This is a genomic window from Litorivivens lipolytica, from assembly GCF_014191715.1.
Lineage (GTDB): Bacteria > Pseudomonadota > Gammaproteobacteria > Pseudomonadales > Spongiibacteraceae > Litorivivens > Litorivivens lipolytica.
In genome coordinates this window covers 1,693,864-1,707,091 of the sequence record NZ_JACHWY010000001.1, presented here as the reverse complement: position 1 = coordinate 1,707,091, position 13,228 = coordinate 1,693,864, and the positions used below count along the sequence as shown (strand labels likewise).

Genomic DNA, 13,228 nt, shown 5'->3' with positions numbered 1-13,228 from the left:
CTCAGCCGAAGATCGCTTTGAACAGAAAGAAGAATACGATAGCCAAAGCGGCACCGGCGGGCAGGGTGATCAGCCAGGACAGGAAGATATTGCCGATCACGCGCAGGTTCAGTGCTGCAATACCCCGGGCCAAACCGACCCCGAGAATGGCGCCAACCAGCGTGTGAGTTGTGGAGATCGGCAGGCCCGTGGCCGAAGCCAGTACAACGGTAGTTGCAGCGCCCAGCTCAGCAGCAAAACCACGGCTGGGAGTCAGCTCGGTGATTTTCTTGCCGACGGTGGCGATAACCTTAAAGCCGTATGTGGCCAGACCCACCACGATACCGCCGCCACCGAGCAGCAGAATCCACCAGGGCAGGGCTGATTTTGCGGCAACTTCACCGCCGGAATTGATTACCGACACCACAGCGGCGAGCGGACCAACCGCATTGGCCACGTCGTTGGAGCCGTGAGCAAAGGCCATGGCGCAGGCGGTGAAAATCATCAGTACCGCAAACACGCGCTCTACGTTGGCGTAGCGGAAGTTACCGGTAATGGGCTCTTCCTTGATGCGGCTCAGCAGGACGTAGCCCAGCCCCATGATGACCAGACCGACCAGCGCTGCGTAACCCAGGCATTCCTGAAAGCTCAGGCCCAGACCGATATGTTTGAGGCCTTTAACCATGGTGACCATGGCGATAATGAAGCCCACCGCAAACATGTAGAAGGGAATGTACTTCTTGGCGGCTTTAAAGGGCTCGGGGGCGTCCAGAATCAGTCGTTGGGCACTCATAAAGAGCAGGAAGGAGATGGTCCCGGCGAGGAGGGGTGAGACCACCCAGCTTGCAGCGATCTGACCGACCTTGCCCCAGGCGACCGCATCGACACTGATACCGACTGCCGCAAAACCGACCAGCGCGCCCACAATGGAGTGCGTTGTGGACACGGGCCAGCCCATAATGGAGGCGATCAGCAGCCAGGTTCCCGCTGCGAGTAGGGAGGCCATCATCCCATACACCAATAGCTCTGGTGTATCGGTTAGCACCGAGGAATCAATGATGCCCTTGCGGATGGTGGAGGTGACCTCACCGCCTGCCAGATAAGCACCGGCGAACTCGAATACCATGGCGATCAGAATCGCCTGTTTGATGGTCAGTGCCTTGGAACCTACCGAGGTCCCCATGGCATTGGCCACGTCGTTGGCGCCCACGCCCCAGGCCATGAAAAAGCCGAACAGGCAGGCCAGAATCAGCAAAATATGGCCGTGTTCTGCAATAACAGACATGTGTTATCCCCAATAATCGTAAGTCGTTAGCGTGCCAGCAGAATCTGCAGGCGCGCGCCTACTTTCTGTGCTTCATTGGCGAGTTCACCCACCCAGTCGATGATCTTGTACAGGAACATCACATTGACGGGGGGCAGCGAATCTTCCTGCTTGAACAGGACGGCTCTGATTTTGACCTGGGCCTTGTCGTTTTCGTGCTCGAGCTTATCCAACTCGTTGATCAGAGATTCTACAAAGTCGACTTCGCGGCCGCGGAAGCCGCTTTCCAGCAGCTCATCAAGCTCGTCGATAGCGCGGTGGGCCTGATTGACCGTGTCGATGGACAACTGCAGATAGTCGCGCATCAGATCGGTCAGTTTTTCCGGAATTTCCATCTGGCGGCCCAGCATCAGACCGGCGATGTCCTTGGACAGGTTGGCGATATGGTCCTGAATGCGCACCAGATCGAGCAGATCCGAGCGCGGTACCGGTAGAAACAGGTTCTTGGGCAGTTGAATCCGTACCTGCTTTTTCAGCTTGTCGGCTTCGTGTTCGAGTTTTGTGATGGCTTTCTGTTGTTCCTTGGCGGCATTCCAATCGCCCTCGACCGCGGCATCCAGAAACAGCCCCAGTGTCTGGGCGCAATCGCGCACACTGGTCATGTGTTGTTGGATGGGAGCGATCGGCGATTTGCCGAACAGATTGGTGAGAGGATTGCTGGCCATAATGCTCTCCTGAGTCGCGAGGGCGCCAGTATACTGGCTTGTCATCAAATTGTAACAGTTGACGTGTCAGGCCTTTCGAGGCAGGCCATTGGGCTGCTCTGGTAATTATGGGGCGGTGACTGTGATAATACGGTGAAAAACAGGCGGGAATTATTCATGCAGAACATGGCTTCAACCCTGTCCGGGCCTCTGTCGGTCAAAGATTTGCTGAACCGGCTGGAGCAGGAGGGCTATATCTCGACTGCCGACTTTCGCCGCATCCCTCATTTTACCTCCAAGCGCGAAGGCAAACCGGTGCACCCGGTGGAGCATATCGCCAACTTCGACTTGGAAAACCTCAAGCGTCCCGGTCGCCGGTTGACCGAAGAGTTTCTGATGCAGTGGCTCGCCGAGCACTGCGGTCTGGAATTTCGACATATCGACCCGCTGAAAATCGATGTGCCGGCAGTGACCGAGGTGATGTCTTTTGCCTTTGCCCAGCGCTACAACATTCTGGCGCTGGAAGTCACCGATGAAGAAGTCGTGGTGGCGGTGCTGGACCCCTTCGAGCGCAAGTGGGAGGACAATCTGGCGCCGACCCTGCGCAAACCCATTCGCAAGGTGCTGGCCAAACCCTCGGATATTGCCCGATACACTGTCGAGTTTTACACCCTTTCCAACTCGGTGATGGGGGTGCAGGGTGCCGAGAAGAAGGATTCCGGTGTCACCAATCTGGAGCAGTTGCTGCAGATGGGGGGCGGGAAGGATCTGGATGCCAATGACGGTCACGTCGTAAAAATCGTCGACTGGCTGCTGCAGTACGCCTTTGATCAGCGCGCCAGTGACATTCATATCGAACCACGCCGGGATATCGGCAATGTGCGTTTCCGAATTGATGGCGCTTTGTATAACGTTTACGAAATGCCCTCCAGCGTCATGGCGGCGGTGGTCAGCCGCCTGAAGATTCTCGGGCGCATGGATTTGGCGGAGAAGCGCCGGCCACAGGACGGCCGGCTTAAAACCAAAAACCCGCAGGGCGGTGAGATTGAACTGCGACTGTCGACGCTGCCGACTGCCTTTGGCGAGAAGCTGGTGATGCGGATTTTTGACCCGGAGGTGCTGCTGCGCAGTTTTGACCAGCTCGGCCTGCGCGGCGAGGATCTCAAGCGTTGGCAATCCATGATTAGCCAGCCCAACGGGATTGTGCTGGTCACCGGGCCAACCGGCTCGGGTAAAACCACGACTCTCTATTCCAGCCTGAAACAGATTGCCACTTCGGACGTCAACGTCTGCACCATCGAAGATCCGATTGAGATGGTGGAAGGCAGCTTTAACCAGATGCAGGTGCATTCCCAGATCGGCCTGACCTTTGCCGCCGGGGTGCGAGCCCTGCTGCGGCAGGATCCGGACATTATCATGATCGGTGAGATTCGCGATCGTGAAACCGCAGAAATGGCCGTGCAGGCGGCGCTCACCGGTCACCTTGTGATTGCTACCCTGCACACCAACGATGCGCCCAGTGCCATCACGCGTCTGCTGGAGCTGGATGTGCCCGCTTACCTGCTCAAGGCCACCGTGCTTGGGGTAATGGCCCAGCGGCTGGTGCGCACCCTGTGTCCTCACTGCAAACAGCCTGAAGAAACGGATCCTCTTGGCTGGCAGCAGTTGATTGCGCCCTGGCGTGCAGAGAATCCCAAACAGGTCCACCGCGCCGACGGATGTCTGGAGTGTCGCAACACCGGTTTTTATGGCCGCCAGGGTATTTATGAAGTGCTGACTATGGGTGATGGCGTAAAAGATATGATCAATGCCGACATGAACCTTGCCGGTCTGCGTCAGGCGGCTGTCAAAGGCGGCATGAAGACCCTACGCCTGAGCGGTGCCCAGAAAGTGGCTGCGGGTGAAACCACCATTGCCGAAGTAATGCGCGTGGCCCCCAGCCCGCAAAGCAACTGATCTACCACCTGCCTAGTTAAGGAGTGTTATGGCTCTGCTTGTCGATACGGTTCCGGAACTTCTGCGCGAAGATGCCACTCGCAATTGGCAGCAGTTGCTTGAGGCCTGCAGCGATGAACAGCGCAGCTGGTATGAAAACGCCGTAGAAAACACGGACTTTGCCCAGCGTCTTGCTTGCGTGCTGGCGGCCTCTCAAGCGTGGTTTGAGCTGGCGCGACAGCAGCCGCAGGCCGTTATTGATTTACAGGCGGCGGGTCAGTTGGACGCGGATCAGCCGGAGCTTGCCTTTGACCGTGAACTGGCCTCGGCCGCCGAGCTGGATAAGGCTCTGCGACGTTTTCGCAATCGTCATTGGTTGCGCATTGTCTGGCGTGACCTCAATCGGCTGGCCGATACCACGGCCACCACCCGCGATCTGAGTCTGCTGGCCGATCGCTGCCTGCAGCTGGCGCTGGATTATCACCACCGGGAACTGGCGGCGGAGTGGGGTGAGCCCCACAGCCGCAGCGGTGAGCCCCAGCGTCTGGTCGTAATTGCCATGGGTAAGCTCGGCGCCTGTGAGCTGAACCTGTCCTCGGATATTGATCTGATCTTTACCTACCCCGAATCCGGCGAAACCGTCGGCGGCGTCCGGCAGGTCGATAACCAGCAGTTCTTTATCAAACTGGGGCAGCGATTGATTGCCAGTTTGGATCAGCGCACCGCAGACGGCTTTGTATTCCGCATGGATATGCGTCTGCGACCCTATGGTCAGAGCGGTCCATTGGTCATTAATTTTGATGCCATGGAAGAGTACTACCAGGATCAGGGGCGGGAGTGGGAGCGCTACGCCATGATCAAGGCGCGCGCCGTTGCCGGCGACATCGACGCTGGCGAGCGTCTGCTGGCCGACCTCAAGCCGTTTGTCTACCGGCGCTATATCGATTTCTCGGTCATTGAAGCCCTGCGCGAAATGAAGGGGATGATTCGGCGCGAGGTGAAACGGCGCCAGCTACAGGACAATATCAAGCTCGGCAGCGGCGGTATTCGCGAGGTGGAGTTTATCGCCCAGTGTTTTCAGCTGGTGCGGGGGGGGCGCGAACCTGGGTTGCAGGAGCGACGTTTGCTAGTGGTGCTGAATGAGCTCTTGGAGCTGGAGCAACTGCCACAGGATGCGGTGCAAGAATTGACGGTTGCCTATGGTTTTTTACGTGACAGTGAGCACGCCATTCAGGCCTGGCTCGACCGCCAAACCCAGCATTTGCCCAAAGAACCCAAGGAGCGCGCAGCACTGGCCTGGGTGATGGGCTTTGACGACTGGGATGCCTATTACATGGCTCTTGAGCAGCACCGCGAAAATGTGACAGCTCACTTTGAGGCCGTCATTGCCGACCCGGAAGAGAGCGATGAGATTGAGTTGTCCGAGCGCCCCTGGGAAGACCTGTTGCACAGTGCCGATCACGCCTCGCTGCTGGCAGAGCTTGAGGATGCTGGCTTCGATGAGGCGGAAGAAATTGCCCGTCTGACCCTAGCCATGCTGGAGGGCGGGACGGTAAAGCGGATGCAGAGCATTGGTCGGGAGCGGCTCTACGATTTTCTGCCGCGTCTGCTCGATGCCTGCGCGGATGCACAACTGCCCGGCCGTTGTTACCTGCGCATTCTGCCCTTGGTGGAGGCGGTTTTGCGCCGTACTGCCTATCTGGTGTTGTTGATTGAAAACCCGGGCGCCCTGAGCCGGCTGGTGCGCTTGTGCGATGCCAGCCCGTGGATTTCGCGGCAGCTGTCGCGCAACCCGGTGTTGCTCGATGAGCTGTTAAACGAAGACACACTCTACTCCGTACCCGACAAGGACGGCCTCTATAGTGAGCTGCGCCAGCAACTGCTGCGTATTCCGGGGGATGATCAGGAAGCGCAGATGGAGGCCCTGCGTTACTTCAAGCTGGCTCATATTCTGCGGGTGGCGGCTTCGGAGATCGTCGGCACCTTGCCGCTGATGAAGGTTAGCGATTACCTGTCGGCTATTGCAGAAGTGGTGTTAAGCCATGTGCTGGAACTGGCCTGGCAGGATATTCAGGCCCGCCACGGCAACCTGCCCGGTTGTGAGCAAGAGCTGCCCTTTGTGGTGGTCGCATACGGCAAATTGGGTGGTTTGGAGCTGAGTTACGGCTCGGATCTGGATCTTGTCTTTATTCATGATCTGGAAGGTAGCGCCGTTTCTGATGGTAAACGACCCGTTGACGGGGCGACCTTTTTTACCCGCCTCGGCCAGCGCATGATTCATATCCTCAATACCAATACCGGTCTCGGCCAGCTCTATGAAGTGGATATGCGGCTGCGTCCCTCCGGTAATTCGGGGCTGCTGGTGTCGTCTTTCCGCGCCTTTGAGGAATACCAGCGCACCAGTGCCTGGACCTGGGAACATCAGGCTCTGGTTCGGGCCCGGGTGGTCGCCGGGGGTGAGGGGCTGGCCGCGCGCTTTGGCGAGCTGCGCGCCAACCTTTTATCCCAGCAACGAGACGAAGCGGCCCTGAGGGAGGAGGTGGTCGTGATGCGCGATCGCATGCGTGAGCATCTTTCCAGTGACGCTGCAGGCAAAAAAAATGAAAGCTTTGAGCTGAAACAGGGGCTTGGAGGTATCGTTGATATTGAATTTATGGTGCAATATGCGGTTCTCGCCCAGGCCTGTCGGTACCCTTTGCTGACGCGATATACCGACAATATCCGGATACTGGAGTCGCTGCAGGCCGAGGGCCTGTTGAGTGAATCCCAGGCGCTTGCTCTGATTGATGCCTACAAGACTTTCCGCAGTTTTGTTCACCGCTCAAGCCTGCAGGAGGAAAAGGGGGTTGTGCCCCTGGCCGAGGTCATGGAACAGCGCCAGCAGGTGCTGGATCAGTGGCAGCACTGGATGGTACCGGGCGAAGCGTAAAACGAATTTTCTTGAGGAGACTCTGCAATGTCCATGGCTGATCGCGATGGCGTGATTTGGTTTGATGGTGAAATGGTGCCCTGGCGCGAGGCCAAGGTGCATGTGCTGACCCATACCCTGCACTATGGTCTGGGGGTGTTTGAAGGGGTGCGCGCCTATAAAACCGACAGCCACGGCACGGCAATTTTTCGTTTAAAAGAACACACGGATCGCCTGTTCCGTTCGGCTCACATCCTGAATATGACAGTGCCTTTTTCCAAGGACGACCTGAATGCGGCTCAGCGCGCTGTGGTCCGTGAAAACGGCCTGGAAGAAGCCTACCTGCGACCGATGGTGTTCTTTGGTTCCGAAGGCATGGGCCTGCGAGCAGACAATCTGCAAACCCATGTCATCGTAGCAGCTTGGCACTGGCCGGCTTACATGTCACCGGAAGCCAAGATCAACGGCATCAAGGTTCGCACCTCGTCCTATACTCGCCATCACGTCAATATCTCCATGTGTAAGGCGAAGGCCAACGGTCACTACATCAACTCCATGCTGGCGTTGAAAGAGGCGCTGGACAGCGGTTGTGAAGAGGCCCTGTTGCTCGACAACGAAGGTTACGTAGCGGAAGGCTCTGGCGAGAACATCTTTATTGTTCGCGAAGGCAAACTCTATACGCCGGAGCTGACTAGCTGTCTCGACGGCATTACTCGCAACACCTTGTTCGCACTGGCCGAAGATCACGGCTACGAGATCATCGAAAAGCGCATTACCCGCGACGAAGTGTATATTGCGGATGAGGCCTTCTTTACTGGCACGGCGGCAGAAGTTCTGCCCATCCAGTCGCTGGACGGTCGTCGCATCGGCGAAGGCAAGCGTGGCCCGATTACCGAGAAGCTGCAAAATGCGTACTTCGATGCGGTAAAGGGGCGGGGTAATTTCCGTGCCGAGTGGCTTGCTCCGGTCGCTGACTGATCGGGCTCATGTCGAACCGTCGCATACTTATCATCGGCCCGTCCTGGGTCGGTGACATGGTGATGGCGCAGACCCTGTTCAAGGTGTTGCGCCAACTTCATCCCGGCTGTGAGATAGACGTACTGGCGCCGGCCTGGAGCAAACCCCTTCTTGATCGGATGCCGGAAGTGCGCAAGGGCTTGAGCATGCCGGTCGGTCATGGTCAGCTGCAGCTTGGCACACGCCTGGGTATCGGTCGTGAGCTGCGTGAGGCCGGGTATGATCAAGCCATTGTGCTGCCGAACTCCCTTAAATCGGCCTTGATTCCCTTCTTTGCCAAGATCCCCCAGCGCACCGGCTGGCGCGGAGAAATGCGCTACGGCCTTCTCAATGATGTGCGCAAGCTGAACAAAGCCCATTATCCGCTGATGATAGAGCGCTTTGTGGCGCTGGCTCTGCCGGAAGGTGCGGTATTGCCTCAGCCGATTCCTCGCCCGGCCCTGACCGTTGATCAGAAGGCGGCAGCAAAATTGCTGGAGGAAAAGGGGCTGGCAGGCAAGGTGCTGGCACTGTGCCCCGGCGCTGAATTTGGCCCGGCCAAGCGCTGGCCTGACAAGCACTACGCTGCGGTAGCCGCAGAGTACGTCGGGCGTGGTTGGCAGGTGGTATTGATGGGCTCCGCCAAGGACTCCGATGTGGCTGAGCGAATTCGTTCCGCACTGCCACCAACCGCTGCAGCACGCTGTGTGAACCTGTGCGGAAAAACCTCTCTGGGTCAGGCCATTGATATCCTGTCGCAGGCAACAGCGGTTGTGTCTAATGATTCGGGGCTAATGCATATCTCTGCGGCCCTCGGGCGACCGCTTGCTGTGGTGTACGGTTCCACCTCTCCCGGTTTTACGCCGCCGCTGGCTGAGCGCGTTGCGGTCGAGCAGATTCCTGTCGACTGTGGGCCCTGTTTCAAACGTGAATGTCCGCTGGGGCATCTCAAATGTCTCGTTGATCTCGAGCCGGCGCGGGTGATCCGCTCGCTGGATGCTCTCTTGGTCGACGGGCCGGTCAGTAAAGAATTGATCTGATGCGTGTACTGATTATCAAAACCTCGTCGATGGGCGATGTGGTTCATACCCTGCCGGCACTGACCGATGCTGCCGCCGCAATCCCCGGGATTGTCTTTGACTGGGTGGTGGAAGAGGGTTTTGCTGAAATACCGGGTTGGCATCCGGCGGTTGATAAAGTGATTCCGGTCGCCATTCGACGCTGGCGGAAATCGCCCTTGGCGGCGGTGAAAGGCATTGAGTGGAAGGCCTTCAAAACCCAGATTCGCAAGGAAAACTACGATCTGGTGATTGACGCACAGGGTCTGCTCAAGAGCGCAATTCTGATGCGCCTAGTGAAAGCTCCCCGCGCCGGCATGGACAGCGAGACTGTACGCGAAAAAATTGCAGCCTGGTTTTATCATCGCAAATTTCATATTCCGCGTGAGCAGCACGCGGTTGAGCGAACCCGTCAGTTGTTTGCGGCGGCCCTGAATTACGACCGACCGACAAGTCGTGGCGACTACGCCATTGATTGCAGCAAGTTTAAACTCGGCGGCGAGCGCGAGCCCTACGCCGTGTTTTTGCATGGTACGACCCGGCATGACAAACACTGGCCGGAAACCTACTGGCTGGAATTATGCAAGCAGGCAGTTGATGCGGGTTATGAAATCCGCTTGCCGTGGGGAAGCGATGCAGAGCGTGAGCGCGCGCAACGTCTTGCCGCGCTAACCGATCAGGTAAAAGTGCTCCCCCGCCTCAATCTGCAGGGAGTGGCGGCTGAACTTCAATACGCCAATTTTGTGGTGTCGGTGGATACCGGTCTCGGTCATTTGGCTGCGGCCCTTAACCGGCCGACGGTTGCTCTCTACGGCCCTACCTCGCCAGATCTGGTGGGTACCTATGGTGCCAATCAATGCCATCTGCTGGCGGGCGACTTTCCGCGAGGCGAGTTGCCGGCGACTGATCCGGTGGTGATGACCTCACTTACACCGCGCCGGGTATGGCAGGCGTTGACGGCACTGCTAAAGGAGAGCGCCTGATGCATTTCGGCTTTGCGCTGTTCAAGTTTTTCCCGTTTGGGGGCTTGCAGCGCGATATGCTGGCTATCGCCCGTGCCTGCATCGAGCGCGACCATCGTGTTACGGTTTTCTGCGGTAAATGGGAAGGGGAGCGCCCCGACGATATCGCGGTCGTGGAAGTCCCGGTTGCGGGCCTGACCAATCACGCCCGCGATCGCTCCTTTGCTGACGCGTTGCCCGCCGCGGTGGCGGCAAGCGACATTGATCGTCTCGTGGGTTTTAACAAAATGCCGGGGCTGGATGTGTATTACGCCGCCGACAGCTGCTTCGCTGCCAAGATCTACGAAGAGCGCGGAGCCTACTACCGCTTTCTGCCGCGCGCCCGCCAATATCAGCGGATGGAGGAAGCGGTATTTTCCCCGTCTGCAGCAACGCAAGTTCTGCTTATCTCCGAACCGGAAAAAGCGGTGTATCAACAGTATTACAACACGCCGGACAATCGTCTCCACCTTTTGCCGCCCGGCATTCGCCGCGATCGCATCATGCCGGACCATTACAACGAGCGCCGGGCCTTACTGCGTAAAAAGTTCGACTGGCAAGACGACGAAACCCTTGTGCTGTTCGTCGGCAGTGGCTTTCGTACCAAGGGGCTGGATCGTGCCATTCGCGCGTTCTCTGAATTAAAGGCTTCGCGCCCCAAAAGCCGCCTGCTGATTCTGGGCAAGGATCGCGCGGAGAAATTTGTAAAGCTGGCCACTCAGCTCGGCGTCTCCGAATCGGTTGAGTTCCTTGGTGGTGTTGATGCGGTCAGCGAGTATCTTTGGGCGGGTGACGTTTTGCTGCACCCCGCTTATCGGGAAAACACCGGCACGGTTTTGCTTGAGGCGATGGTTGCTGGTCTACCTGTGATTACAACAGATGCCTGTGGTTATGCGCGTTACGTGAAAGAGCAGGACATGGGGGCGGTGATTGAACGCCCCTTTGATCAAGCGCTACTTGATACGGCCCTGAAATCCATTGTCGAGGCGCGGGCCGAGCCCTGGCGTGAGCGTGGCCGCCATTTCGCAGAGACGTCGGATATTTTCAGCATGCCGCAGCGCGCTGCAGAATTTCTGGAGAAAGCTTATGACTGAGGCACTCCGCGGGACATTGGAAGCCAAGCATTGGCAGGTCACAGTTCCTATTGGCTATGAGCTCGACGGTGAGCCATTGGTGCTTGAGGAAAGCCTGAGATTGCTGCCGGGCAAACGCGCAACTTTTTCCGGACAGTGGGGGAGTCGTGCGGTTGTGGCCAAACTGTTTCTGCCCTCTGCCGAGCGAGAGCAGCAGGCAGAGATTGCCGGTTTCAATGCGCTGCAGAAAGCGAGCTTGCCCGCGCCAGCGTTGCTTTGGGCGGGCGGCTTGGATGATGGTCTGCTCGCGGTGGTATATGAAAAGCTGGAGGGTGCCGAGTCTCTCGGAGCGGGTTTGCAAGGCGAGCGTCGCAACGCTTTTCTGGCGGCAACCTGTGAACTGCTGGCCCGTATGCACCGCGCCGGTATTTGGCAGGATGATATCCACTTCGATAACTTTCTACTCGCCGATGGCAAGATGTATATCGTCGACAACGCCTCGCTGAAAGCCGTCGAGGGCGCTTTGTCGGTCGAGAAGTCACTGGATAATCTCGCGGCTTTCATTGCCCAGTTCCCCTGGCGTGAGCGACAGGCGCTGTTGGAGAGCCCTTACCTGCCGTTGTCGCTGGATATCGCTGAGGAAAAAGCGCGGCGCCTGCTCCATGAAAAAACGCGTAAAGGCTGGTGGGTTCGCACCAATAAGTATCTGGAAAAAATCTACCGCACCTGCACGGAAATTGTTGTCCGCCGAGATGGTGGCTGGTTTCTCGCCTTTAAACGCGGGCTAGATGAAAGCTGGATAGAGCAGTTCAAGGCCGCGCCAGACAGTGTGATGGTGCGCGCAGAGATGCTGAAAGACGGCAATAGCGCCACGGTGGTACGCACCGAGCTGGCCGGCCGGCCAGTGATTATCAAGCGCTATAACATCAAAAGCACGGGGCACAGGCTGCGCCGCCTGTTTCGCGAAACCCGGGCCAGCAATGCCTGGCGCGCCGCGCATTTGTTGCAGATGGCGGGTATCCGGACCCCGGCGCCACTGGTCTTGCTGGAGCAGCGGCGTGGTCCGCTACGTGGAGTGGCCTACCTGATTACCGAAGATGTCGGCGGTGACGAAATGCTGGATGCCTTCACCCAGCGAGAGCCGACGGAAGCGGAGCTTCAAGATGTCGGCGAGACCTTTCGAGTAATGCGGGAGTTGCAACTTTGTCACGGCGATTTAAAAGCGACCAATTTTCTTGTGACGGATCAGGGAGTGCAGTTGATTGATCTGGATGTGCTTCATGCGGTGTCTTCAGTGAGTAACTTCAAGCGCTGCCACCAGAAAGACCGCGAGCGTTTTTTGCGGAACTGGTATGCCCACCCCGGCGTTGAGCGTCAGTTTAAGCGGCTGCTCATTGGGCAGGAGCCAGCGTGGTGATCCGCTTTTCGATTGTCATTCCAGCCTACAACTATGGCGCGGTGGTGGAGCGCGCGGTGCGCTCGGCCTGTGAGCAGGCGGGCGATGATTTTGAAGTTATTGTGATCGATGACGGCTCCACTGACGATACACCGCAGGTTCTGGATCGTATTACGCAGGATTTTTTGACGCTGAAGGTGATTCATCAGGACAACGCCGGGCTTGCCGCAGTAAGAAATCGGGGTGTTAAGGAAGCTCGGGGCGACTACCTGATTTTTCTGGATGCGGACGATGCTTTCGAGGCGAATGCCTTGGCGGTTTTTCGAGCTGGTGCAGAGTCGCATCCGGATGCTGGGCTCCTGATTGCGCCGACCGTTTCGGTGTTTGATGATGGTCGAATGGTAAGCGGCGGCTCGGTGCACGTTGCCGAAGTGCCGCAGCAGCGGTTTCTGGATTATCTGTACAAACGGCTCTCAATCAGCAATGGTGCGGTGGCGATGCATCGCCGTGTGTTTGGGCTGGTATCGTATAATCCCGCGTTGCGTCAGACCGAAGATATACCCGTCTTTGCCCAGTGTCTGGCGAATTTCGAGGCAGTGGGACTCAGTGAGCCTACAACGCGGATTTACAAGCACGCGGGGAGTATGCGCCACAATGCGGATACGGCGCTGGCGGTTGGTTTGTCTCTGGTAGACGAAGTTTTTAACCCCGAGCGCCTGCCTTCTGAGTTTCAGCAGTATCGTGCGCATTACCGAGCTCGGCGGGCCCTGTCCGTATTTCGTATCTGCAAGCGCGCGGAGCGCTACCCAGAGGCTTGCGACTATTTCAAACTGGCCTGGCAAGCGGATTGGAAAGCCTGCCTGCGCAAGCCGGAGTATCTGTTGAAGTACCTGAGCTGTAAGATTAAAGCCTGA

At 57.7% G+C, this 13,228-nt stretch carries 10 protein-coding genes; 8 read left to right on the top strand and 2 right to left on the bottom strand.

Going from position 1 to position 13,228, the window contains the following annotated elements:
• Position 1: 1 nt before the first annotated feature.
• Positions 2 to 1,264, bottom strand: coding sequence for an inorganic phosphate transporter (locus FHR99_RS07865; protein WP_183409954.1), 1,263 nt, complete (start codon positions 1,262 to 1,264; stop codon positions 2 to 4).
• Between the two features lie 26 nt (positions 1,265 to 1,290).
• The gene (locus FHR99_RS07860; RefSeq protein WP_425488615.1) at positions 1,291 to 1,971 is read right to left on the bottom strand and encodes a TIGR00153 family protein; all 681 of its coding nucleotides are present in this window, start codon (positions 1,969 to 1,971) and stop codon (positions 1,291 to 1,293) included.
• Between the two features lie 153 nt (positions 1,972 to 2,124).
• On the opposite strand from FHR99_RS07860, the gene tfpB reads away from it, so the two are divergent.
• Genes tfpB through FHR99_RS07820 form a run of 8 tightly spaced genes read left to right on the top strand, consistent with a single transcriptional unit; the run spans position 2,125 to position 13,228 of the window.
• Complete coding sequence (gene tfpB, locus FHR99_RS07855) at positions 2,125 to 3,903, top strand: type IV pilus assembly ATPase TfpB (protein ID WP_183409952.1); 1,779 nt, start codon at positions 2,125 to 2,127, stop codon at positions 3,901 to 3,903.
• A 28-nt stretch (positions 3,904 to 3,931) separates the two neighbouring features.
• Positions 3,932 to 6,811, top strand: coding sequence for a bifunctional [glutamate--ammonia ligase]-adenylyl-L-tyrosine phosphorylase/[glutamate--ammonia-ligase] adenylyltransferase (gene glnE, locus FHR99_RS07850; protein ID WP_183409951.1), 2,880 nt, complete (start codon positions 3,932 to 3,934; stop codon positions 6,809 to 6,811).
• A 27-nt stretch (positions 6,812 to 6,838) separates the two neighbouring features.
• A complete protein-coding gene (locus FHR99_RS07845) occupies positions 6,839 to 7,768 on the top strand; it encodes a branched-chain amino acid transaminase (RefSeq protein ID WP_183409950.1) in 930 nt (309 codons plus the stop codon).
• A gap of 8 nt (positions 7,769 to 7,776) precedes the next feature.
• Positions 7,777 to 8,826, top strand: a complete 1,050-nt coding sequence (gene waaF, locus FHR99_RS07840; protein WP_183409949.1) for a lipopolysaccharide heptosyltransferase II — start codon at positions 7,777 to 7,779, stop codon at positions 8,824 to 8,826.
• Positions 8,826 to 9,827, top strand: a complete 1,002-nt coding sequence (gene rfaC, locus FHR99_RS07835; protein ID WP_183409948.1) for a lipopolysaccharide heptosyltransferase RfaC — start codon at positions 8,826 to 8,828, stop codon at positions 9,825 to 9,827. The genes waaF and rfaC overlap by 1 nt, the downstream gene beginning before the upstream one ends.
• Positions 9,788 to 10,939, top strand: coding sequence for a glycosyltransferase family 4 protein (locus tag FHR99_RS07830; protein WP_246386472.1), 1,152 nt, complete (start codon positions 9,788 to 9,790; stop codon positions 10,937 to 10,939). Before rfaC ends, FHR99_RS07830 begins: the two co-directional genes overlap by 40 nt.
• Positions 10,932 to 12,335: a lipopolysaccharide kinase InaA family protein gene (locus FHR99_RS07825; protein ID WP_183409947.1), complete on the top strand. Its 1,404-nt coding sequence runs from the start codon at positions 10,932 to 10,934 to the stop codon at positions 12,333 to 12,335. The genes FHR99_RS07830 and FHR99_RS07825 overlap by 8 nt, the downstream gene beginning before the upstream one ends.
• Complete coding sequence (locus tag FHR99_RS07820; RefSeq protein ID WP_183409946.1) at positions 12,329 to 13,228, top strand: glycosyltransferase; 900 nt, start codon at positions 12,329 to 12,331, stop codon at positions 13,226 to 13,228. Before FHR99_RS07825 ends, FHR99_RS07820 begins: the two co-directional genes overlap by 7 nt.

Excerpts from the sequence above, each read along its gene's own strand:
- FHR99_RS07865 (WP_183409954.1), bottom strand. The coding sequence starts at position 1,264 with ATGTCTGTTATTGCAGAACACGGCCATATTTTGCTGATTCTGGCCTGC.
- tfpB (WP_183409952.1), top strand. The coding sequence starts at position 2,125 with ATGCAGAACATGGCTTCAACCCTGTCCGGGCCTCTGTCGGTCAAAGAT.
- glnE (WP_183409951.1), top strand. The coding sequence starts at position 3,932 with ATGGCTCTGCTTGTCGATACGGTTCCGGAACTTCTGCGCGAAGATGCC.
- FHR99_RS07845 (WP_183409950.1), top strand. The coding sequence starts at position 6,839 with ATGTCCATGGCTGATCGCGATGGCGTGATTTGGTTTGATGGTGAAATG.
- waaF (WP_183409949.1), top strand. The coding sequence starts at position 7,777 with ATGTCGAACCGTCGCATACTTATCATCGGCCCGTCCTGGGTCGGTGAC.
- rfaC (WP_183409948.1), top strand. The coding sequence starts at position 8,826 with ATGCGTGTACTGATTATCAAAACCTCGTCGATGGGCGATGTGGTTCAT.
- FHR99_RS07830 (WP_246386472.1), top strand. The coding sequence starts at position 9,788 with ATGGCAGGCGTTGACGGCACTGCTAAAGGAGAGCGCCTGATGCATTTC.
- FHR99_RS07825 (WP_183409947.1), top strand. The coding sequence starts at position 10,932 with ATGACTGAGGCACTCCGCGGGACATTGGAAGCCAAGCATTGGCAGGTC.